Below are 22,437 nucleotides of genomic sequence, written 5' to 3' on the forward strand. Positions count from 1 at the left end.
TTTCACCACTGTTCTTTGCAGCAAAGACCCGCCACTCTCTGTCCAACCCCTAATCACGGAATGTTCAGGAGGGTCGGATGGTGCAGTTGTGTTCAATCGAGCAAGCAGTTGATGACGTACTGGCGCGCTTGCCGGCGCATATCCACATGGGCATGCCGCTTGGCCTGGGCAAGCCCAACCTGTTTGCTAACGCGCTGTACCGGCGCATCGCTAAATTGCCGGATCGGGCGCTGACGATCTATACCGCCCTAAGTCTTGGCCGTCCGACGATGGGCGATGGCTTGCAGAAGCGCTTTCTCGAACCCTTTATCGAGCGAGTGTTTGGCGATTACCCCGAGCTGGATTTCCTCGCTGACCTGCATAAAGACAGCCTTCCAAAAAATATCCACGTGCAGCAGTTCTTCATGCAGCCCGGCAGCTTGCTCCACAGCGAATCGGCGCAGCAGGACTACGTCAGCAGCAACTACAGTCACGCTGCCCGCGACATTAATGCCGCCGGCCTGAACCTGGTGGCGCAATTGGTTGCGAGCAGCGCCGAACATCCTGATCGCCTGAGCCTGAGCTGCAACCCCGACATCACCCTCGACCTGCTGCCGATGATCGCCAAGCGACGTGATGCGGGGGAAACCGTGCTGATCGTTGGCCAAGTCCATAGCGATTTGCCCTACATGCCCGGCGATTCCGAGTTGGGCATGGACGCCTTCGACTACCTGATTGATAAAAAAGACAGCACCACGCTGTTCTCCACGCCGAATATGCCGGTGGGTTTCCAGGATCACTTTATCGGTCTGCATGCCAGCACCCTGGTGCGCGATGGCGGCACCTTGCAGATCGGTATCGGCTCGATGGGCGATGCGCTGACCGCCGCGTTGCTGGCGCGCCAAGCCGACAACGAGGCCTACCGGCTGCTGCTGACCGACATCGATGTGTATCAATGGGCGCCTTTGATCAGCCGGGAAGGGGGTGTCGATCCGTTCGCCCGTGGCCTGTATGGTTGCAGCGAGATGTTCGTCAACGGCCTGCTGGTACTGGCGGACGCGGGGATTATCCGCCGTAAGGTTTACCCGGATGTGGCGACCCAGGCGCAGGCCAACGCCGGCACGCTCGACGATGCGGCGCAGCCTGATGGCATCTCGATCCACGGTGGTTTCTTCCTTGGCCCGCGCAGTTTCTATCAGCGCCTGCAGGAAATGACCCACGCCAAGCGCCTTGAATTCAACATGACCCGCATCAGCTACATCAACGAGCTGTACGGCCAGGAAGAGCTCAAGCGCCTGCAACGCCGGGATGCGCGGTTTATCAACAGTGCGATTATCGTCACGTTGCTTGGCGCGGGTGTAGCCGACCAGTTGGAAGACGGTCGCGTGCTCAGCGGTGTGGGCGGGCAGTACAATTTCGTGGCCCAGGGCCATGCACTGGAAGGCGCGCGTTCGATCCTGATCCTGCGCAGCTGGCGCGAGTCGGCGGGGGAGGTCAGCTCCAATATCGTTTGGGGCTATGGGCATTGCACGATTCCCCGGCACCTGCGGGATATTGTCATCACCGAGTATGGGATTGCCGATTTGCGTGGGCAGACGGATGCCCAGGTTATCGAGGCATTGCTTAACATTACTGACTCACGCTTCCAGGACGATTTGATCGAACAGGCGCAAAAAGCCGGCAAGTTGCCCAAGGATTTCCAGCTGGATCCACGCTTTGCCGATAACACGCCCGAGCGGCTACAGGCGATTCAAGCGCGCCATCGTCGGTTGTTTCCGGAATATCCACTGGGCAGTGATTTCACCGATGAGGAACGGGATTTGTTGCGGGCGCTGAACTGGCTCAAGAGCAAATTCAAGCTGACGGAGATGCTGGAGTTAGGCAAGGCGGCGTTGGATGCGCCTGAACCGGAGGCGTATCCGGAGCATTTGAAGCGGATGCGGTTGGATAAGCCGGAGGGACTGAAAGAGGACTTATACCAGCGCCTGCTACTCGCCGGCCTGCAGGCCACCGCGCACTAACAGCCAACACAGATCAAAATGTGGGAGCGAGCAACCCCGCACATTTTGATCTGTATTCACCTGGGATTTGCGGTGTCGCAAATTATTCGATGAAGGTGACCACGCCACCGGCCAGCGATTTCACACGCGCCAGCGACTCCACCCGATAACCCTGCGCATCCAGCTCCGCGCGGCCACCCTGGAACGACTTCTCGATCACAATCCCCAAGCCGGCAACGGTCGCGCCCGCCTGCTTGATGATCGAAATCAGCGCCTGGGACGCTTTACCATTGGCCAAAAAGTCATCGATCACCAGCACGCGGTCGCTGCTGGTCAGGTGACGTGGCGAGATGGCTACGGTGCTTTCGGTTTTCTTGGTGAACGAGTACACCGTCGCCGACAGCAGGTTTTCCGTCAGGGTCAACGATTGCTGCTTGCGCGCGAAGATCACCGGTACACCCAGGTTCAGACCGGTCATGATCGCCGGGGCGATGCCAGAGGCTTCGATGGTGACAATCTTGGTGATGCCCGAATCCTTGAACAGCGCGGCGAATTCATCGCCGATCAGTTTCATCAGTGCCGGGTCGATCTGGTGGTTCAAAAAGGCGTCGACCTTGAGTACCTGATCGGAAAGCACGATGCCTTCTTCGCGAATTTTCTTGTGCAGTGCTTCCACGGAAAGCTTCCTCTAATGGCGCGGTGCGCGCCGAAAGTAGATTAAAAAGTAGTCGATTCTAGCGCTTTAACATCGCGCGTATATCTGCCAGGGCGGTGTTGCCGCGAACGGCCTTCACCTCGGTCGGGGTGTCGTCATTGCCTTCCCAGGCCAAGTCGTCCGGCGGCAGTTCATCCAGGAACCGGCTGGGCGCGCAATCGATGATTTCGCCGTACTGCTTGCGCTTGGCTGCAAAGGTGAAGGCCAGCGTCTGACGCGCGCGGGTAATGCCCACGTAGGCCAAGCGGCGCTCTTCTTCGATGGTGTCGGCTTCGATGCTGGAACGGTGCGGGAGGATTTCCTCTTCCATGCCCATGATGAACACGTAGGGGAATTCGAGGCCCTTGGACGCGTGCAAGGTCATCATCTGCACACCTTCGGCGCCGTCTTCCTCTTCTTGCTGGCGCTCGAGCATGTCGCGCAGCACCAGCTTGCCGATGGCATCCTCGACGGTCATCTCGCCGTCTTCGTCTTTTTCCAGGGTGTTCTTCAACGCTTCAATCAGGAACCAGACGTTGCCCATGCGGTAATCCGCGGCCTTGTCGCTGGAACTGTTGGTGCGCAGCCAGTTTTCATAGTCAATGTCCATGACCATGCTGCGCAGGGCGCTGATCGGATCTTCGCCGGCGCATTGCTCGCGCACCTTGTCCATGAAGCGCTTGAAGCGCGATAGGCGGTCGGTGAAGCGCGTGTCCAGGTGTTCGCCCAAGCCGATTTCGTCGGTAGCAGCGTACATCGAGATCTTGCGTTCCGTGGCGTAGTTGCCGAGTTTTTCCAGGGTCGTGGAGCCGATCTCCCGGCGCGGCACGTTGATCACGCGCAGGAACGCGTTGTCGTCGTCCGGGTTCACGATCAGGCGGAAGTAGGCCATCAGGTCTTTCACTTCCTGACGTCCGAAAAAGCTATTGCCGCCCGACAGTCGGTACGGAATCTGGTGGTGCTGCAGCTTCAGCTCGATCAGCTTGGCCTGGTAGTTGCCGCGATACAGGATCGCGAAGTCGCTGTAGGGGCGGTCGGTGCGCAGGTGCAAGGTCAGTAACTCGACGGCCACGCGCTCGGCTTCGGCGTCTTCGTTGCGGCAGCGGATCACGCGGATTTCGTCGCCGTGGCCCATCTCGCTCCACAGTTGTTTTTCAAACTCGTGGGGGTTGTTCGAGATCAGCACGTTGGCACAGCGCAGGATGCGGCTGGTGGAGCGGTAATTCTGCTCCAGCATCACCACTTTCAGGGACGGGTAGTCGTCCTTGAGCAGCATCAGGTTTTCCGGGCGGGCGCCACGCCAGGCGTAGATCGACTGGTCATCGTCGCCGACCACGGTGAACTGGTTGCGCTTGCCGATCAGCATCTTCACCAGCAGATACTGGCTGGCGTTGGTGTCCTGGTATTCGTCCACCAGCAGGTAGCGCACCTTGTTCTGCCATTTTTCGAGGACGTCGGCGTGTTCCTCGAACAGCTTGACCGGCTGCAGGATCAGATCATCGAAGTCCACCGCGTTGAACGCTTTGAGCGTGCGCTGGTAGTGGGTGTAGACGATCGCGGCAGTCTGTTCCTTGGGGTTGCGTGCGTTTTCCAGGGCCTGGGCGGGCAGGATCAGGTCGTTTTTCCAGGCGCCGATCATGTTCTTGATCTCATCCACGCCGTCGTCGCCTGCGTATTCCTTTTGCATGATGTCGGTCATCAGCGACTTCACGTCGGTCTCGTCGAAAATCGAGAAACCTGGCTTGTAGCCCAGACGTGCATGCTCCTTGCGGATAATGTTCAGCCCCAGGTTGTGGAACGTACACACGGTGAGCCCGCGGCCTTCGCCACCCTTGAGCAGGGTGCCGACACGTTCTTTCATTTCCCGCGCGGCCTTGTTGGTAAACGTCATGGCGACGATGTACTGGGCGCGGATGCCGCACTGCTGGATCAGGTGCGCGATCTTGCGGGTGATCACGCTCGTCTTGCCGGAGCCTGCGCCGGCGAGCACCAATAGAGGGCCGCCGACGTAGTTCACGGCTTCTTGCTGCCGGGGATTGAGTCGGGACATACGGAATTCAGGGAGTCGTTGTTCAAAAGGGCGGGCATTTTAACAGGCTGGCAGGATTCTGCCCTGTCAGAACGACAGTGTGACGTACCACTCGATCTAAATTTGCCGGTTTTGATACTTTGCCGCAGGATGTGGGGGTTGTTTGAGACTATTGTTTACATTTTGAGTGTTTGATACCCCCTATCATTGGTGATTCTAAGGGCGCACGTCATAATGCCCGCCGCCAACGAAATATTGCAGAGTCTAGGGAGCTAGCTTGTCTACGCCTGTCGAACCCTTGCGTTTGCTGCTGCTGGCCGATGAGCCCGCGTGGGCAGCGTTATTGCGCGAGTGCCTGGCGCCGATGGGCGATGGGGCTGTGCTGATCAGCGCGCCAAACTGGGAGTCCGTGAGTCGTTTGTTCGATGACGACCACAGCGCCGTGCTATTGACCACGCCCAGCCTGCAACCCGGCCCTGGCCGTTGCAGCCTGCCGTGCGTGTTGCTGCTGGAGCAAGAGCCCCTGGTATCGCCCCTTGGCGTCAGCGATTGGCTGGTCAGTGATGTATTGGACGCCGATACACTGCGCCGCTGCCTGCGCCACGTTCGCGAGCGCGGGCTGCTGGAAAATACCTTGCAGCGCCTGGCCGAACAGGACCCGCTCACCGGCATTGCCAACCGCCAGGGCTTCCAGACCCTGCTGGCGGCGCGGCTGGCCGAGAATGAGGGGCGCGGCCTGGCCCTCGGTCACCTGGACCTCGACAACTTCCGGCACGCCAACGATGCCCTCGGGCACCAGGCTGGCGACCGGCTGATCCTGCAAGTGGTCTCACGGCTCAAGAGCCAGCTTGAGGTCGGAGACCAATTGGCGCGTCTGGGCAGCGACGAATTCGCCCTGCTGATCGACACCCGCCGTGCACCCCAGCGTGCCGAGTGGATGGCCGAGCGCATTACTGAAGTCATGGCCGAACCCTACTGGGTGGATGGCGAAAGCTTACTGATCGGTTGCAGCCTGGGTGTGGCGCATGCTCGGGCTCGCGCCGGTGCCGACCCGCTGATGTGGCACGCCCATATCGCCATGCAGCAAGCCAAGAGCACCCAGGGCTGCACCTTTCATATCTTCAACGAACGCATCAACCGCAACGCGCGCAGCCTGGCCGACCTGGAAAGCGAGCTGCGCCGCGCCTTGCGTCGTGATGAACTGGAGCTGCATTACCAGCCGCGCCTGGACCTGGACGACGGGCACATCGTCGGCCTGGAAGCCCTGGTGCGCTGGCGTCATGGCGAGCGGGGCCTGTTGCCGCCGAGTGAATTCGTGCCGTTGGCCGAGCAAAGCGGCTTGATCGTGCCGCTGGGCTACTGGGTGATTTCCCGAGCCCTGCGCGACATGCAGGACCTGCGTGAACGCGGCCTGCCGCCGCTGCACATGGCGGTCAATCTGTCGTTTCGCCAGTTTCAGGACAGCCAGTTGCTTTCGACCCTCAGCCGGCTGATTTCCGAGCGTGGTGTGGAAGCGCAATGGTTGGAGTTCGAACTGACCGAAACGGCCGTGATGCGTCGCAGTGACCTGGTCAAGCAGACCATGGATGCGCTGGGTCGCCTTGGCGTGCGGTTTTCCCTGGACGATTTCGGCACCGGTTTCTCGTCGTTCGTGCACCTCAACAGCCTGCCGATTGCCTTGTTGAAGATCGACAAGAGCTTTGTCGGTGGGATGGAAGAGCGTGAAGAAAACCGCAAATTGGTGCACGCCATGATCAACCTGGCCCACAACCTCAACCTGGAAGTGGTTGCCGAGGGGGTGGAAACGCCTGAGCAGCTAGCGTTGTTGCGGCTGTTTGGGTGTGACCAGGCGCAGGGTTACCTGATCAGCAAGCCACTGCCATTACCGGAGTTAGTGGATTACCTGACGTTTGGCAAAGGACAGCAGGCTTTGCTGGGTTGAGCTGTAAACCCAATCCAAATGTGGGATTTCTAGTCCGGCTGCATCGCCTGAAATTCAGCGCGAACCTCCGGCTCCCGCCGAATCATCCGCTTCATCTTCACTTCAAACGCCCATGTCAGGCTGACCGCCGCACACGCCAGGCCCAGCGCCAAACCCCACCACACGCCGGTCGGCCCCCAGCCCAGGGTGAAGGCCATCAGCCAGGCCGAAGGCGCACCGATCAGCCAGTAGCAGCCGAGGCCGACCAGGAAGGTGGTCTTGGCATCTTTCAACCCGCGAATACAGCCCATGGCGATGGTTTGTACGCCATCGAACAACTCGAACCAGGCCGCGACGGCCAACAGGCTGACGGCCAGCACGATCACGTCGTGAAACGCCGGGTCGTTATGGTCGAGGAACAGCCCGATCAGCGGGTCGGAGAATAGCCAGAACACCAGCGCAAATCCCAGCATCACGGCAGCACCAAAGCTGATCCCGACGCGACCGGCCATACGCGCCTGCAACAACTGATCGGCGCCGTAATGCTGGCCGATGCGCATGGTGACCGCGTAGGACATCCCCGCCGGCACCATGAACGCCACCGAGACGATCTGCAGCGCGATCTGATGCGCCGCCAACTGTGTGCTGCCCATGGTGCCCATGCACAGTGCCGCAAAGGCAAACAAACCGACTTCCACCGCGTAGGTGCCCCCAATCGGCAGGCCCAGACGCCACAGCTCGCGCAGATATTGAGTGTTGAGGCGCAGCAGGCCGTTGCTCAGCGGATAGGCGGCATAGGTGCGGTTTTGGTGGATGTACCACATCAACGCCAGTGCCATCCCGTTGGCGACGATGGCCGTGACCAGCCCGATGCCCACGAGGCCGAGCTTCGGCAGGCCGAACATGCCTTCGATCAGTGCATGGTTGAGCAGGTAGTTGGCCACCGCGCCGCCGAGGCTGATCACCATTACCGGCGTCGCCTTGCCTATCGCGCTGGTGAAGCCGCGCAGGGCCATGAAACTCAGGAAGCCGGGTAGGGCGAACGGCAAAATCGTCAGGAATTGCCCGGCCGAGTGCACATTGGTTTCGGTCTGGCCAAACAACAGCAGCAGCGGTTTGAGGTTCCACAGCAACAGGCCGGCCGCCAAAGCCATCAGCCAAGCCAGCCATAGCCCGGCCTGGGTCAGCCGAGTGGCGCCTTCGATATCGCCCGCGCCGTGGCGAATAGCCACCAGCGTACCCACGGCGGCGATCACGCCGATGCAGAAAATCGACACGAACGAATAGCTCGCCGCACCCAGGCCGCCACCGGCCAGCGCTTCGGGGCTGAGACGGGCCATCATCAGGGTGTCGGTCAGCACCATCAGCATGTGCGCCAACTGTGAGGCAATCAACGGCCCCGATAGCCGCAGAATGGCCCAGAGTTCGCTACGCGCCGGATGCTGCATGATCATCACGCTCGAAAAGTCAGAGGGGTGGGGAAGGGTTGATTCTCGGCGCTCTCCGGCCGTTGCACAAAGGGATAAATGCGATCGTTAGCATGACTAATACTCATGGTAGGGTGCGGCATTGCCTTGTAGGAGCTTCCCTATGTCGCGTCGTCTTCCTCCGCTTTATGCCTTGCGCGCATTTGAAGCCGCGTCACGGCACAACTCCTTTACCCGCGCGGCAGAGGAGCTTTCGATTACGCAAAGTGCAGTGAGCAGACATATCCGCACGCTGGAAGAGCATTTCGCCTGCCGCCTGTTCCAGCGCAGTGGGCGCACCTTGCAACTCACCGAAGCCGCGCGCCTGCTATTGCCCGGTGTCCGTGAAGGTTTCGCCGCGCTGGAACGGGCCTGCCATACCCTGAACGCCGAAGATGACATCCTGCGCATGAAGGCACCGTCGACCCTGACCATGCGTTGGCTGTTGGCGCGGCTCAGTCGCTTCCGCGCATTGCAGCCGGGCAACGAAGTGCAATTGACCAGTGCTTGGATGAACATCGACGAAGTGGATTTCAATCAGGAGCCGTTCGATTGCGCGGTACTACTGAGTAACGGCCACTTCCCGGCAGATTGGGAGGCGTGTTACCTGTTTCCCGAAATGCTGATACCGGTCGGCGCCCCCAACCTGCTGAACGACGGCCCTTGGGATGTGGCACGGCTGGCAACCGCCGAGCTGCTGCATCCGACGCCAGATCGTCGTGACTGGCGTTACTGGTTGGAGCGCATGAGGTTGTCATCCGAAGTGTCGCTCAAGGGCGGCCAGGTATTCGATACCCTCGAGCTGGGCATGATCGCCGCCGCACGGGGTTATGGTGTGTCGATGGGCGACTTGCTGATGGTGGCCGAAGATGTGGCCCAAGGGCGGCTGAGCTTGCCCTGGCCAACCGCCGTGGCCAGTGGCGAAAATTACTACCTGGTGTGGCCGAAAACCCGTCCCGGTGGCGAGCGTTTGCGGCGCTTGGCGGAGTTTCTGCAGGCGGAAGTCAAGGCGATGGAATTGCCCCGGGTCGAATGCCTCGATTGAGGGATGGCAAACCGTTCGTGCAATCGTTTGCGCGATACCCCTGTAGATCGCTCAAGTATTGTCTCGACCTGCCGAAGTAAGGTGTGTTTGAACGTTCGTGCACAGCGTTCCCCACCAGATAATTTGCCGAGCAGCGCTATGAGATCAGGATGATCCTGGCCTCGGCCAGGAGCCTTCATGTCTCAACCTCGCGCCCGCATAGCCTCACAGTTAGGTATCGCTTTAGCCTTGATTCTGGCTGTGGCCATTGGTGGCAGCACTGTCTTTGCCCTGCGTTCCCTCGACTCAGCCAACCTCCATACCCGCGAGGAACACTTGGCCAGTGAAGCGCGGTTGCTCGCCGACCAACTCAACACGTTCCACAGCACGCTGCGTGAGAGCACCGAGCGCCTGACCGGGCTGTTCGAGAAGCGTTTCAGTGCCGGCTTGAGCGTACGGCCCGATCAACCCGTCGCGGTCGCTGGTGTACAGACGCCAAGCTTGTACTTGGGCAGCGATCTACTGAACAACAACTTCGACGAAGTGGACAAGTTCAAGCAGATGTCCGGTGGTGTGGCCACGGTATTTGTGCGCAGCGGCGACGACTTCATCCGTGTCAGCACCTCGCTGGCCAAGCAGGATGGCAATCGCGCCATTGGCACTGTGCTTGACCGCAATGCGCCGGCCTATTCGCGTGTGTTCAGTGGGCAAACCTACATCGGCCGAGCGGTGTTGTTCGATCGCTCCTACATGACTCAATACAGCCCGGTGCGCGACGCCAGTGGCAAAGTCATCGCGGTGCTGTTCATCGGCTTTGACTATACCGACGCCCAGAACGTGCAGTTCGAGAACCTCAAACGCTTCCGTATCGGTGAGACCGGTTCCCTGGCCTTGCTGGATGAGCAGAAGCGCTGGCTGGTGCCGCCGGCTGGCGTGCAGGCGCTGGATCAAGCAGTGCCCGTCATGTTGGACCTGGCTAAGACGCCAAGTGTCGGCCGCTTTTGGGCTGACAAAAACGAAGACTTCTACAGCGTATCGGTGCCCTTCGAAGGCGGGCCGTGGGCCGTGGTTGCGAGCATGCCCAAAGCCGAGATTCGCTCGGTGACGTGGGAAGTCGGCATCCGCCTGGTGATTGGCAGCGTGCTGGCGATGCTGCTGGCAGTGGGCGCAACCGTCTGGCTGCTTCGCAGCAAACTGGCGCCACTGGGCGACCTGGTGCGCCAGGCCGAAGCCTTGGGCGCGGGTGATTTGAGCGCACGCCTGAATGTGTCCAGCCATGATGAAATCGGCCAGCTAGCGCGCAGTTTCAACCAGATGGGTGAAGCGCTGTCGACCATGGTCTCGCATATCCGCAACGCCGCCGGAGAGGTCAACAGCCGTGCCCAGGCGTTGTCCGGTTTGTCCGGCGGTGCCTATGAAGGCATGGAGCAGCAGTCCGGCGAGATCACCAGCATGGCCGGCGCGGTAGAAGAGTTCAGCGCCACCTCGCTGAACATCGCCGACAACATGGGCGCCACAGAGCGCCTGGCCCAGGAAAACGCTCAGCAGACCCGCATCGGCCGTAACTCGATGCAAGAGGCGTCGTCGTCCCTGGAACACATCGCCACGGCCCTCAACAGCACGGCCACGGTGATCAACACCCTGGGCCAGCGCTCCCAGGAAATTGGGGGGATCGTCGGGGTGATTACGTCGATCGCCGATCAGACCAACCTGCTGGCACTCAACGCGGCTATCGAGGCCGCACGGGCCGGTGAGCAAGGCCGTGGTTTTGCCGTTGTCGCCGATGAAGTACGCAACTTGGCGTCGCGCACCCGAGAGGCTACGGACGAGATCTCTGGGATGATCCAGAGTATCCAGCAAGAAACCGGCAATGCCATCAGCACCATGGAAGACGGTAACGTACTGATGCAGGAAGGTCTGTCGCGTAACGCCGACGTGGCTTCAGCCCTGGCGCGTATCGACGAACAAAGCCGCTCGGCCGGTGAGCAGTTCGCTGCGATCACCACCGCCACCCAGGAACAGAGCAGCACCGCGACCTTGCTTAGCAGCAACCTGCAGAGCATTGCGCTGGCCAACAGTGAGCAGCGTGAAGTGGTGTCGAACCTGGCAGTTACCGCCAAGGAACTGGAGACGCTGGCGGCGGGTTTGCGGCATGAGGTGGATCGGTTCCGCTGAAACTCCGCAGATCAATTGTGGGACCTGGGTTTGCCTGCTAGGCACGTTCAACCTTGAATATCTATGGGTGTCGAAGGCAGGCAGCTCCCCTGTTTGATTATGTGCACGGCTCAGGTGATCGCTGCCGGCCGGTATTGCAGGGCCTCTTTAAGGTGATCGCGCGAAATGGCGACCGCTTGCTCCAGATCTGCCAAGGTGCGGGCCACCTTCAACAATCGATGAGCTGCACGCAGCGACAGCGTCAGACGCTCGCAAGCGTTCTCCAGCCAGCCCTCATCGACCTTGGTCAGCTTGCAATGCTTGCGTAGCCCCGGCAAATCAAGAAACGCGTTGGCACACCCCTGGCGTTTTTGCTGATGCTCTCGGGCCTGGGCGACCAGCGCCGATGCATGAGCAGTTGTGTCGCCAGCTTGGCGGATTGGGTTCAGCGCAGTCGTTTCCCGTGCCACCGTCAGGTGCAAGTCGATCCGGTCCAGCAATGGCCCGGAGAGTTTGTTGCGGTAACGCTGGATCTGCTCCGGCGTGCAGCGACAACGCCCGCTGGGCTCCCCCATATAACCGCAAGGGCACGGGTTCATTGCCGCCACCAACTGAAAACGAGCTGGAAAACTCACGCGGTCGCGCGCGCGGGAGATGACGATATGTCCCGATTCCAACGGCTCTCGCAGCACCTCCAACACCTTACGGTCAAACTCCGGCAACTCATCTAGGAACAACACACCATGATGGGCCAGGGTGATCTCCCCAGGTTGCGGTTTTGATCCGCCGCCCACCAGCGCCGGGCCTGAGGCCGAGTGATGTGGCTGGCGAAACGGCCGATGCGGCCAATGACTCAGCGGGGCCAGGCTGACCACGGACTGAATCGCTGCAACCTCCAAGGCTTCCTGCTCACTCAAGGGTGGCAACAATCCAGGCAGACGACTGGCGAGCAACGTTTTACCGGTACCAGGCGGGCCGCTGAACAACAAGTTATGCGCCCCCGCCGCCGCTATCAGTAACGCCCGCTTGGCCGCCAATTGGCCTTGTACTTCACTCAGGTCGGGATAGGGTTTATTCAAGTACAGCAAGCCATCGGATTTGTACGGCTCAATCGGCTGATGCCCATTCAGGTGCGCGACCACCTGAAGCAAGTGGTCCACTGCGATCACTTTCAACCCCGACGCCAGGCACGCCTCTTCGGCATTCGCCCTGGGCACTATCACGGTACGCCCGGCCTTGCGCGCCGCCAGCGCCGCCGGTAACACGCCTTTCACGGCGCGTACTTCCCCGGACAGCGCCAACTCCCCCAGGCATTCCACGTCATCGAGCATCAACGCCGGCACCTGCACACTGGCTGCCAGGATGCCCAGGGCAATCGCCAGATCAAAACGCCCGCCGTCCTTGGGCAGGTCGGCGGGCGCGAGGTTGAGGGTGATGCGCCGGGCCGGGTATTGCAGGGCGGAGTTGAGGATGGCGCTGCGCACGCGGTCCTTGCTTTCCTTGACCGCCGTTTCCGGCAGGCCCACCAGCGTCAGGGACGGCAAACCATTGGCCATATGCACTTCAACGGTGACGGCGGGGGCTTCGACGCCAATCTGGGCGCGGCTGTGGACGATCGCGAGGGACATGCTCGTTCCTTGAATGGGAGGCCGCTTCCTGCGGTTTTTCAAGGGTAGACGAGGGATGGCAGGGGGGTAAGGGATCAGACTTTTACAGGACGTATCAACGCGCAAGGCGTCGGGATATTTATCCAGGTAAGCATCGCTGAGTTGTGTGTCGGGGGAGCGCATGAATGTGCGGAAGTCGGGAATCAGGAACACCAGTAGCGACAGCCCCAGCACCATCGCACCCAGTGACGTGATGGTCAGTGCGACACCGAGGTGAGCGATCAGGCCGTTCCAAAACTGCCCAGCGGGCTGGCGGCTGCGGAGAGGAAGGACACGGTGGCGAATATCCGATTGCGATGCTGCTTGGGTGTCGCCAGCAACCTGACGGCAGAGGTCGGGATGTTGATCAGCATCAGGCCTACCACGCCACAGCAAGCTGGTTGCAGCGTCCACCGAGCACTACCAGCAAAAAGCTGAATTGTATTTTCAGCAGGCGCCGGTCAAGGGCGGTTAAGCCCCACATGGAGGGTTTGATGCCGGTTATTCGCTCGCTGGCGTCAAGCGTGCTTCCAACTCCGCGACTTTAGCCTCCAGGCTCTCCAGTCGCGCACGCGTGCGGGCAAGCACCACCATCTGGCTATCGAACTCTTCCCGGCTGACCAGATCAAGTTTGCTGAAGCCGCTTTGCAGCAATGCCTTGAATTGGCTTTCGATCTCATTGCGAGGCAGCGGGGTATCACCGTTGAACAAGCGAGAGGCGTGGCCGCTCAGGGCGTCGAGGAGGTCTTTGGGCGCGAGCATGGGAAATATTCCGGAAAACTGTTGGCCGCCAGTGTATCACGCAGCGTCTATAGTCTTTTTCATGGCGGCGCACGCACGCTTTTCGCGCAGGGGGCTGGGCGCTGGCGCACTGTTTTTGTGCGCATTGCCGCCGCCATTAGGCCCAGCAGGTGGACATAAGTGGGCAAAGGACTGATTTCAGTCATTTTTACGGAGCTGGCAAGGTTTCTGCTTAGACGATCATGACCCATGCACTGATGCAGTCGCTGTGACGAATGCAGTGCGCCGACGGATCAGGGGTACAGGTTTCGTCACCAGTGGTTCGCTGGCGTCGCAAAGGCAAATGCCGAGGCGACGACGCGTTACAAAGCCAGGCACTGCGCTTAGACTTGAGACGGGTTTGTTTTCCTGGGGCAAGTCCACCAATTCGGGAGAGAGTTTTCATGAAGCTAGTCACTGCCATCATCAAGCCGTTCAAGTTGGACGATGTACGCGAGTCGTTGTCCGAGATCGGCGTGCAGGGCATTACCGTTACTGAGGTCAAAGGCTTCGGTCGGCAGAAGGGTCACACCGAGCTGTATCGCGGCGCGGAATACGTGGTCGATTTCCTGCCAAAGGTGAAGATTGATGTCGCCATTGACGACAAGGATCTTGACCGGGTTATCGAGGCGATAACCAAGGCTGCCAACACCGGCAAGATCGGTGACGGCAAGATCTTCGTGGTCAATCTGGAACAGGCTATTCGCATCCGTACCGGCGAAACCGATACCGACGCAATCTAAGCCGCCAAACCCCAACGCCCCAGGAGAAAACAATATGACTCTGCGTAAATTCGCAGGGCTCGGAGCCCTGTTGTCCATCGTAATGCCAAGCCTGGCCATGGCGGCAGACGAAGTGGCGGCTCCAGTCCTCAATTCCGGTGACACCGCGTGGATGCTTACGTCCACCGCGCTGGTGCTGTTCATGACCATTCCAGGCCTGGCGCTGTTCTACGGCGGTATGGTGCGCTCCAAAAACATTCTTTCCGTGATGATGCAGTGCTTTGCCATCACCGGCCTGATCAGCATCCTGTGGGTCGTCTACGGCTACAGCATCGCGTTTGATACGACCGGGATGGAGCAGGGCGTCGTCAACTTCAACTCCTTCTTCGGCGGCATGGGCAAGGCGTTCCTGGCGGGCGTTACCCCGGCCAGCATCACCGGGCCTGCGGCACTGTTTCCGGAAGCCGTGTTCATCACCTTCCAGATGACGTTCGCCATCATCACCCCGGCGCTGATCGTCGGTGCCTTCGCCGAGCGCATGAAGTTCTCCGCGATGCTGATCTTCATGGCTATCTGGTTCACCCTGGTCTATGCGCCAATCGCGCACATGGTCTGGAGCGGTAACGGTGGGCTGTTGTGGGACTGGGGCGTGCTGGACTTCGCTGGCGGCACCGTGGTGCACATCAACGCCGGTGTGGCGGGTCTGGTGGCGTGCATCGTGCTCGGCAAGCGCAAAGGCTTCCCGACCACCCCAATGGCACCGCACAACCTGGGTTACACCCTGATCGGCGCGGCCATGCTGTGGGTGGGCTGGTTCGGCTTCAACGCCGGTTCCGCTGCTGCCGCCAACGGCACCGCCGGCATGGCGATGCTGGTTACCCAGATCGCTACCGCTGCTGCGGCGCTGGGCTGGATGTTCGCTGAGTGGATCACCCACGGTAAGCCAAGCGCACTGGGTATCGCCTCGGGTGTAGTGGCTGGCTTGGTCGCAGTCACCCCAGCTGCCGGCACTGTCGGCCCGATGGGTGCCCTGGTGATCGGTCTAGTCGCCGGTGTGATCTGCTTCTTCTGCGCCACCAGCCTCAAGCGCAAGCTGGGCTACGACGACTCCTTGGACGCGTTCGGCGTGCACGGTATCGGCGGTATCGTCGGTGCGATCCTCACCGGTGTGTTTGCAGCCCCGGCACTGGGCGGCTTCGGCACCGTGACTGACGTGGCTGCACAGGTCTGGATCCAGTGCAAAGGTGTAGGTTTCACCGTGATCTACACAGCTATCGTGACCTACATCATCCTCAAGGTGCTGGACATGGTCATGGGCTTGCGGGTGACCGAAGAGGAAGAGGCTGTCGGCCTCGACCTGGCGCAACACAACGAGCGCGGTTACAACTTGTAATTACGCGAAAAAAGATGCCCGGCTTGCCGGGCATTTTTTTGCCTGGAGTTTGTCAGTCATACCAAGCTGTACCGGTTTTTACGCAGCGTTTGTGATGGGATACACAAGGCGCTTTTCAGCGTGCCAATGTCTTACAGGCATGTAGGCGTATTCGGCACTTTGTTTTTTCCCAGAGCACGCTAGAATGCGCGCCGATGGGCGGAGAACTGTATGTGGCAACAGACCTTGATTACTCTGCGGCCCAAGCCCCGGGGCTTTCACCTGGTGACCGATGAGTTGCTGGCCGGCTTGCCTGAATTGAAGGCCTGTCGCGTGGGCTTGTTGCATTTGTGGCTGCAGCACACCTCGGCCTCGTTGACCATCAACGAGAATGCCGACCCGGCGGTTCGCCGTGACTTCGAACGTTTTTTCAACTCGCTGGTGCCGCAAGGGCGTGCAGGGTTCGAACACAACGACGAAGGTCCGGATGATCTGCCGGCGCATTTCAAGGCCAGTCTGCTGGGCTGCCAGCTGAGTTTGCCGGTGCAGGCCGGCCGCTTGGCGATAGGGACCTGGCAAGGTGTTTATCTGGGCGAGCACCGTGATCATGGCGGTGCTCGTAAAGTCCTCGCCACCTTGCACGGTGATGGGGCGTAAGCCACTGGTTATCCGGTGGATGTTGATTTTTTTTCCGGCAGCCGTCGACAGAGGGTGAAGCTGGGCTATAACTAATCTGCTTTTCGCAAGTCATGAGGTAGAACATGAGCGACGATGATCTGGAAAACGACGAACTCGAAGTAGGTGACGACGAGACCGAGGAAGGGATTGAAGCGGCAGTCGAAGACGTTGCTGACGAAGGTGATGACGGTGGCGATGACGCACCTGTCAAAGCAGCCAAGGGCAAAGCCAAGGCAGCTGTGTCGGTAGATGAATTGCCAAGCGTTGAAGCCAAGAACAAAGAGCGCGATGCCCTGGCCCTTGCGATGGAAGAATTCCTCGCTAAAGGCGGCAAAGTGGTCGAAGTCGAGGCTAACGTGGTGGCAGACCCGCCGAAGAAGCCTGATAACAAGTACGGCAGCCGGCCTATCTAGGGTCAATGGCATGCTTGCGTGAAAAGCCCGCCGTCGCTGCGGGTTTTTTCATGGGTGCAATAAATTTGCGGCCTGCCGTAATACTCTGTGGGAGCAGGCAAGCCAACTCCCACATTCGGTTCGGTGCTAGTTCCAGCTATCCAGCAATGCTGGCAACTCCGTCAGGCTACGAATCTGCGCATCCGGGCGTTTTTCCCCCTCCCACACCTTGCCTGTCGGATTGAACCACACCGCCCGAAGCCCCGCCTGCTGTGCGCCGGCAATGTCATCCCCTGGATGATCGCCAATATGCACCGCTGCGCTCGCGTCCACGCCACCGCGCTGCAACGCTTCCTGAAACAATCGCGCATCCGGCTTGGCGATACCTATGTCTTCGGCACGCAGCGCAAAGTGGAAATAATCCGCCAAGCCCACCCGCTGCACATCGGCATTGCCGTTGGTGATCACCCCCAGCAGAAAGTGCTGGCGCAGCGCTTGCAGCATCGGCTCGGCTTCGGGGAATGGGGTGATCTGGTGCCGCGCATGGATGAAGGCTTCGAAACACACGTCCGCCATCTCCGTGGCCTCAGGCTGTGCATAACCGGCCTCTTCAAATGCATGCATCAACACCCGGTGGCGCAGGAGGCTGATACGGTGTTTCAGCTCAGGATAACGCTCCAGCACCTGTTGGCGCAGAGTGGCGAAATGCTCCAGAGGCAGGTCGCCGACCTTGGACGCGTGGGTGGCCAGCCATTCGCGCATCGACGCTTCGGCGCTGATGATGACGGGTACGTTGTCCCAGAGCGTGTCGTCCAGGTCGAAGGTGATCAGCTTGATACTCATGAGTCGCCGCCCTTGATGCGTTTGGCCCGTGGATGGGCGCTGTCGTACACCGTTGCCAGGTGTTGGAAATCCAGATGGGTGTAGATCTGCGTGGTCTTGATGTCAGAGTGGCCGAGCAGCTCTTGAACTGCGCGCAAGTCTTGAGACGATTCCAGCATATGGCTGGCAAAGGAGTGTCGCAGCATGTGTGGGTGCAGGTTTTGCCCCAATTCGCGCTCACCCGCCGCCTTGACCCGCACTTGAATCGCCCGTGGCCCCAGGCGGCGGCCTTGCTGGCTGACAAACACCGCGTCGTCCGCCGGGTGGGTCAACAGGCGCAGCGGTAGCCACAACTGCAAGGCTTCCCGCGCTTTGCGGCCTACGGGCAGCACTCGGGTCTTGCTGCCCTTGCCGAGCACTTGCACCAGGCCGTCGGCGAGGTCGAGTTGATCCAGGTTCAGGCCGGTCAGCTCCGAGAGGCGCAAGCCTGAGGAATAGAACAGCTCCAGGATCGCCTGGTCGCGATGGGCCAGGAAGTCATCCTCGACGGCACCATCGAGCAGTTGCAGGGCGCGGTCGGTGTCCAGGGTCTTGGGCAGGCGCCGTTCGCCCTTGGGGGGCGACAGGCCATTGGCCGGGTCGTGGTCGCACAGGCCTTCACGGTTCAGATAATGATAAAGCCCGCGGACGGCAGAGAGCAGGCGCGACAGGCTGCGCGAAGATTGGCCTGCCTGGTGCAGGCGCGCGACCAGGCTGCGCAGGCTCTGGATATCCAGGGCCTTCCAGCTGCTGATCTGTTGTTTTTCGCAGTACGCCAGGACCTTGTTCAAGTCCCGCCGGTAAGCTTCCAGGGTGTGAGGCGACACCTGGCGCTCGTTGCGCAGGTGAGCGCAGTAAGCGTCCAGTTGCCGTTCCATGGCTAGCGCACCGCGCGCAGGGCGGTGGTGAAGCGCGGCAAGACGCGGCCCAATACTTCGGCGATGTAGGTCAAAAACAGCGTGCCTACTGAGCTCTTGTAGTGCTGAGGGTCGCGACTGGCGATCGCCAGCACGCCGTGCAAGCCTTGATGGCTGAGGGCGACCACAGCGGTGGAGCCGATCTGCTGGCGCTGTTCGGCGCCAAACAGGAAGTCCAGCTCATGCTCGCGCAAGGTGCCGCTGATGGTCTTGCCTTCGGAGAGCAGGCCGCCAATCGCCGTTTGCGCTTCGCTGCCGCTGACCCAACGACCTACCGGCATCGGGTTGTCGCTGAACAGGATCAGGCTGACAAAGGGCACCTGGAAGTCCTGGCGCAGGCTGTCTTCCACGGCGATCACCGTTTCTTCCAGGCTGGTGGCGTCCATCAGCGTAAGAATAAGGCGGCGAGTCTTGTCGAACAGGCGGTCGTTGTCGCGGGCGACGTCCATCAAGTGCGAAAGCTTGTGGCGCATTTCGATATTGCGCTCGCGCAGGATCTTCATCTGCCGCTCCACCAGCGACACGGTGTCGCCGCGCTGGTGGGGGATGCGCAGGGCCGGCAGCAGTTCTTCGTGTTCGACGAAGAAGTCCGGATTAGCCTCAAGGTACGCCGCGACGGCAGCGGCCTCCAGGCTGTCGCTCGGGGTAGCGTGTGCGGGTACTTGAGGCTTATCGGTCATTGGCTTGGCTCACTCATAGACGGACCTGTCCTTCGTATACGCGCGAAGCCGGCCCGGTCATCATCACCGGGTGGCCAGGGCCTGCCCACTCGATGGACAAACGTCCACCGGGCAGGTCGATCAACAGCGGCGAATCCATCCACCCCTGGCTGATCGCGGCTACGGCAGCGGCGCAGGCGCCAGTGCCGCAGGCTTGGGTTTCGCCGGCGCCGCGTTCCCACACACGCAGCTGCGCGCGGGAACGGTCGATCACCTGTAGGAAGCCCACATTGACCCGTGCCGGAAAGCGCGGGTGGTGTTCGATCTTCGGCCCCAATTCATGCACGGGCGCAGTGTTGATGTCGTTGACCCGCAGGACGGCATGGGGGTTGCCCATGGACACGGCGGCCAGGTCGACGATCTTACCGTCGACCTCAACGGCATAGCTGGAGGCTTGCTCGGTGGCTTGGAACGGAATGTCCGCTGGCACCAGGCGTGGCGCGCCCATGTCGACGCTGATCTGGCCGTCGCTGCGGATGTCCAGCTCGATCACGCCGCTTTTTGTCTCAACGCGGATCTGCCGCTTGGCGGTCAGGCGCTTGTCCAGCACAAAGCGCGCGAAGCAGCGCGCACCATTGCCGCACTGTTCCACTTCGGAACCGTCGGAGTTGAAGATCCGGTAACGGAAATCCACCTCCGGGTTGGTCGGTGCTTCCACCAGCAGCAATTGGTCGAAACCAATGCCAGTATGACGGTCGCCCCACTGTTTAGCGTGTTTGGGCAGGATGTGCGCGTGCTGGCTGACCAGGTCGAGGACCATGAAATCATTGCCCAGCCCGTGCATCTTGGTAAAACGCAGCAGCATGGCTTACTCCGGCAGCAGGCTTTCGCCAGCATACAACTCGGCTACCGTCTCGCGGCGACGCACTTCAATCGCTTGTTCACCGTCCACCAGCACCTCGGCGGAACGCCCGCGGGTGTTGTAGTTGGAACTCATGACAAACCCGTAGGCACCGGCCGAATGCACGGCCAGCAGATCGCCTTCCTCCAGCGCAAGCTGACGATCCTTGGCCAGGAAGTCGCCGGTTTCGCAGATCGGACCGACAATGTCATAGGCGCGGGCTTCGCTTGCGCGAGGCGTCACGGCGGTGACATTCATCCAGGCCTGGTACAGCGCCGGGCGGATCAAGTCGTTCATCGCCGCATCGACGATGGCGAAGTCCTTGTACTCGGTGTGCTTGAGGTACTCGACCTGGGTCAGCAGCACGCCTGCGTTGGCGACGATATAACGGCCCGGCTCAAACATCAGGGTCAGGCCGCGACCTTCAGTGCGCTCGCGCACAGCCTGGATGTAATCGCCGATCAGCGGCGGCTCCTCGTCGCGATACTGCACGCCCACACCACCACCCAGGTCGATGTGTTGCAGGTAGATGCCGCACTCGCCGAGGCGGTCGGTCAGCGCCAGCAGGCGGTCGAGCGCATCGAGGAATGGAGGCAGGCTGGTCAGTTGCGAGCCGATATGGCAGTCGACGCCCAATACTTCCAGGTTCGGCAACTGCGCGGCGCGGATGTATACGTCTTCGGCGTCGGCAATGGCGATGCCGAACTTGTTCTCTTTGAGACCGGTGGAAATGTACGGGTGGGTACCGGCGTCAACGTCCGGGTTGACGCGCAGGGAGATCGGCGCGCGAACGCCCAGCTCGGCGGCCACGACTTGCAGGCGCTCCAGCTCGTCGGTGGACTCGACGTTGAAGCAATGCACGCCGACTTCGAGGGCGCGGCGCATGTCTTCGCGGCTTTTGCCGACGCCGGAGAAGACGATCTTGTCAGCCTTGCCACCGGCAGCCAGTACGCGTTCCAGCTCGCCACGGGACACGATGTCGAAACCAGCGCCCAGGCGCGCCAGGACATTCAGTATGCCCAGGTTGGAGTTGGCCTTGACCGCGTAGCACACCAAGTGCGGCACGCCGTTCAGTGCGTCGGTGAAAGAGCGGTACTGGGCTTCGATATGAGCACGGGAGTACACATAGGTCGGGGTACCAAAGCGCTGGGCAATCGCGGACAACGCCACGCCTTCCGCGAACAGCTCGCCGTCCCGGTAGTTAAAAGCGTCCATGAGGTTCCCTTAATAGGTATCGTGCTTATGCGCTTTGGCTGGTTTTTGCGACGATTGCGCCTGTTCATTCGGGTCTTTGCTGTCATCGGGCAGGTACAGCGGGCCTTTTTGACCACAGGCACTAACGAGGCAAGCGACCGCGACGAGCGCAGCAAGGGAAGAGATCAGGCGCTTCATGGCGAAATCCTTGAATATGCATTAATTGCGCCCGAGTATACCGACCACCCGCCAGCTTGCCTATGCGCCGGAATACCCGTCTGGCGGGGGTTTGCCGAGATAGTCGAGAAGCGCACTACGCTGTTTGAGGATATTTCACGCCGTCAATCGTGTTGAAATCGGTATCCTTTGCAATCGGCGGGGCTCGCCCGTATCGTGCGGCGCTTGAGCAAAACCAGACACTTTTGAGGTTGCCACAATGAGTTTGACCGAAGCCCGTTTTCACGACCTGGTGGATTCGACCCAGGAGAAGTTGGAAGATATTTTCGACGACAGCGGCCTGGACGTGGACCTTGAAAACTCGGCCGGCGTGCTGACCGTCAAGTTCGAGAATGGCACCCAGTTGATCTTCAGTCGCCAGGAACCGCTGCGCCAGCTGTGGCTGGCTGCGCGTTCCGGTGGTTTTCACTTCGATTTCAACGAAGAAGACAATAACTGGCAGTGCGATAGCAGCGATGAGCTGCTCAGCGAAATGCTCGCGCGCCTGGTCTTGGAACAAGCCGGTGCCGATCTGGATTTCGAAGAGATCTGATAGTGAGCCAGCCAGCCCCAGTACGCCCGCCGAAACCGCTGTTCAGCAATGTCAGCCCGGCGGTGCCGTCACCTTGTATCAGTTTGTGTCGCCTGGACGAGCAGAAAGTCTGCCTCGGTTGCTTCCGACATGTGGAAGACATCCGCGAATGGCGCTCTGCCGACGACGCGCGGCGCCGAGTGATCTGTGCCGAGGCTGAGCAGCGCCGGGCCCACGCCTGAGGCCGTCTTGTTTATTTGTGACGCTGTGGTAGTGTCCGGGTACGCCTCAACTCATCGA

At 60.5% G+C, this 22,437-nt stretch carries 22 protein-coding genes; 10 read left to right on the forward strand and 12 right to left on the reverse strand.

Annotated elements, in window-relative coordinates:
* Window positions 1–77 precede the first annotated feature (77 nt).
* Window positions 78–2,000: an acetyl-CoA hydrolase/transferase C-terminal domain-containing protein gene (locus AACY44_RS22965; protein WP_339415103.1), complete on the forward strand. Its 1,923-nt coding sequence runs from the start codon at window positions 78–80 to the stop codon at window positions 1,998–2,000.
* Between the two features lie 82 nt (window positions 2,001–2,082).
* On the opposite strand, the gene AACY44_RS22970 is transcribed toward AACY44_RS22965, so the two are convergent.
* A complete protein-coding gene (locus AACY44_RS22970; RefSeq protein ID WP_003195447.1) occupies window positions 2,083–2,655 on the reverse strand; it encodes a xanthine phosphoribosyltransferase in 573 nt (190 codons plus the stop codon).
* Between the two features lie 58 nt (window positions 2,656–2,713).
* Entirely contained in the window at window positions 2,714–4,723 is a 2,010-nt protein-coding gene (gene rep / locus AACY44_RS22975) for a DNA helicase Rep (protein ID WP_339428300.1), read from the reverse strand.
* Between the two features lie 256 nt (window positions 4,724–4,979).
* Between rep and AACY44_RS22980 the strand changes: the two genes are divergently transcribed.
* Entirely contained in the window at window positions 4,980–6,644 is a 1,665-nt protein-coding gene (locus AACY44_RS22980; RefSeq protein ID WP_065875462.1) for a putative bifunctional diguanylate cyclase/phosphodiesterase, read from the forward strand.
* Between the two features lie 29 nt (window positions 6,645–6,673).
* Here AACY44_RS22980 and AACY44_RS22985 read toward each other — a convergent pair whose 3' ends face one another.
* Window positions 6,674–8,077, reverse strand: a complete 1,404-nt coding sequence (locus AACY44_RS22985; RefSeq protein ID WP_339531127.1) for a NorM family multidrug efflux MATE transporter — start codon at window positions 8,075–8,077, stop codon at window positions 6,674–6,676.
* Between the two features lie 136 nt (window positions 8,078–8,213).
* Here AACY44_RS22985 and AACY44_RS22990 point away from each other — a divergent pair, with 136 nt between their 5' ends.
* Together AACY44_RS22990 and AACY44_RS22995 are read left to right on the forward strand one after the other, a co-directional pair.
* The gene (locus AACY44_RS22990) at window positions 8,214–9,134 is read left to right on the forward strand and encodes a LysR substrate-binding domain-containing protein (RefSeq protein ID WP_339415106.1); all 921 of its coding nucleotides are present in this window, start codon (window positions 8,214–8,216) and stop codon (window positions 9,132–9,134) included.
* 177 nt (window positions 9,135–9,311) lie between these two features.
* Window positions 9,312–11,288: a methyl-accepting chemotaxis protein gene (locus AACY44_RS22995; protein WP_339415107.1), complete on the forward strand. Its 1,977-nt coding sequence runs from the start codon at window positions 9,312–9,314 to the stop codon at window positions 11,286–11,288.
* Window positions 11,289–11,398: 110 nt separating this feature from the next.
* On the opposite strand, the gene AACY44_RS23000 is transcribed toward AACY44_RS22995, so the two are convergent.
* The 3 genes from AACY44_RS23000 to AACY44_RS23010 form a co-directional block, all read right to left on the reverse strand.
* A complete protein-coding gene (locus tag AACY44_RS23000) occupies window positions 11,399–12,895 on the reverse strand; it encodes a YifB family Mg chelatase-like AAA ATPase (protein WP_339428303.1) in 1,497 nt (498 codons plus the stop codon).
* A 260-nt stretch (window positions 12,896–13,155) separates the two neighbouring features.
* Window positions 13,156–13,287: a hypothetical protein gene (locus tag AACY44_RS23005; protein WP_339437704.1), complete on the reverse strand. Its 132-nt coding sequence runs from the start codon at window positions 13,285–13,287 to the stop codon at window positions 13,156–13,158.
* Between the two features lie 127 nt (window positions 13,288–13,414).
* The gene (locus AACY44_RS23010; protein ID WP_339437705.1) at window positions 13,415–13,675 is read right to left on the reverse strand and encodes an accessory factor UbiK family protein; all 261 of its coding nucleotides are present in this window, start codon (window positions 13,673–13,675) and stop codon (window positions 13,415–13,417) included.
* A gap of 422 nt (window positions 13,676–14,097) precedes the next feature.
* On the opposite strand from AACY44_RS23010, the gene glnK reads away from it, so the two are divergent.
* From glnK to sutA, 4 genes are all read left to right on the forward strand, one after another.
* Window positions 14,098–14,436 carry a P-II family nitrogen regulator gene (gene glnK, locus AACY44_RS23015; RefSeq protein ID WP_002555808.1) on the forward strand — a complete coding sequence of 113 codons (339 nt, stop codon included), beginning with the start codon at window positions 14,098–14,100 and terminating at the stop codon, window positions 14,434–14,436.
* A 34-nt stretch (window positions 14,437–14,470) separates the two neighbouring features.
* Complete coding sequence (locus tag AACY44_RS23020; protein ID WP_049710955.1) at window positions 14,471–15,808, forward strand: ammonium transporter; 1,338 nt, start codon at window positions 14,471–14,473, stop codon at window positions 15,806–15,808.
* A 210-nt stretch (window positions 15,809–16,018) separates the two neighbouring features.
* Window positions 16,019–16,444, forward strand: coding sequence for a secondary thiamine-phosphate synthase enzyme YjbQ (locus AACY44_RS23025; RefSeq protein ID WP_339428305.1), 426 nt, complete (start codon window positions 16,019–16,021; stop codon window positions 16,442–16,444).
* A gap of 104 nt (window positions 16,445–16,548) precedes the next feature.
* Window positions 16,549–16,878, forward strand: coding sequence for a transcriptional regulator SutA (gene sutA, locus AACY44_RS23030; RefSeq protein WP_339437706.1), 330 nt, complete (start codon window positions 16,549–16,551; stop codon window positions 16,876–16,878).
* Window positions 16,879–17,004: 126 nt separating this feature from the next.
* Here sutA and AACY44_RS23035 read toward each other — a convergent pair whose 3' ends face one another.
* Genes AACY44_RS23035 through lptM form a run of 6 tightly spaced genes read right to left on the reverse strand, consistent with a single transcriptional unit; the run spans window position 17,005 to window position 21,587 of the window.
* Window positions 17,005–17,700 carry an HAD family hydrolase gene (locus AACY44_RS23035; protein ID WP_339436193.1) on the reverse strand — a complete coding sequence of 232 codons (696 nt, stop codon included), beginning with the start codon at window positions 17,698–17,700 and terminating at the stop codon, window positions 17,005–17,007.
* Window positions 17,697–18,596 (reverse strand): tyrosine recombinase XerC, encoded by a 900-nt coding sequence (gene xerC / locus AACY44_RS23040; protein ID WP_339436192.1) that lies wholly within the window; start codon window positions 18,594–18,596, stop codon window positions 17,697–17,699. Before xerC ends, AACY44_RS23035 begins: the two co-directional genes overlap by 4 nt.
* Before the next feature lie 2 nt (window positions 18,597–18,598).
* Window positions 18,599–19,315 carry a DUF484 family protein gene (locus tag AACY44_RS23045; protein ID WP_049710960.1) on the reverse strand — a complete coding sequence of 239 codons (717 nt, stop codon included), beginning with the start codon at window positions 19,313–19,315 and terminating at the stop codon, window positions 18,599–18,601.
* A 13-nt stretch (window positions 19,316–19,328) separates the two neighbouring features.
* Window positions 19,329–20,159 carry a diaminopimelate epimerase gene (gene dapF, locus AACY44_RS23050; RefSeq protein ID WP_339415121.1) on the reverse strand — a complete coding sequence of 277 codons (831 nt, stop codon included), beginning with the start codon at window positions 20,157–20,159 and terminating at the stop codon, window positions 19,329–19,331.
* Between the two features lie 3 nt (window positions 20,160–20,162).
* Entirely contained in the window at window positions 20,163–21,410 is a 1,248-nt protein-coding gene (lysA, locus tag AACY44_RS23055; protein WP_339415122.1) for a diaminopimelate decarboxylase, read from the reverse strand.
* A gap of 9 nt (window positions 21,411–21,419) precedes the next feature.
* Complete coding sequence (gene lptM / locus AACY44_RS23060) at window positions 21,420–21,587, reverse strand: LPS translocon maturation chaperone LptM (RefSeq protein ID WP_017845169.1); 168 nt, start codon at window positions 21,585–21,587, stop codon at window positions 21,420–21,422.
* A gap of 238 nt (window positions 21,588–21,825) precedes the next feature.
* Here lptM and cyaY point away from each other — a divergent pair, with 238 nt between their 5' ends.
* Both cyaY and AACY44_RS23070 read left to right on the forward strand, forming a co-directional pair.
* On the forward strand, window positions 21,826–22,158 hold the full coding sequence (gene cyaY, locus AACY44_RS23065) for an iron donor protein CyaY (RefSeq protein WP_339415123.1): 333 nt from the start codon (window positions 21,826–21,828) through the stop codon (window positions 22,156–22,158).
* Window positions 22,159–22,160: 2 nt separating this feature from the next.
* Window positions 22,161–22,379: a DUF1289 domain-containing protein gene (locus AACY44_RS23070; RefSeq protein ID WP_082224400.1), complete on the forward strand. Its 219-nt coding sequence runs from the start codon at window positions 22,161–22,163 to the stop codon at window positions 22,377–22,379.
* Window positions 22,380–22,437 lie beyond the last annotated feature (58 nt).

The sequence above is a fragment of the Pseudomonas sp. RA_15y_Pfl1_P11 genome (genome assembly GCF_963970975.1).
In the GTDB taxonomy this organism is placed as follows: Bacteria; Pseudomonadota; Gammaproteobacteria; order Pseudomonadales; family Pseudomonadaceae; genus Aquipseudomonas; species Aquipseudomonas tritici.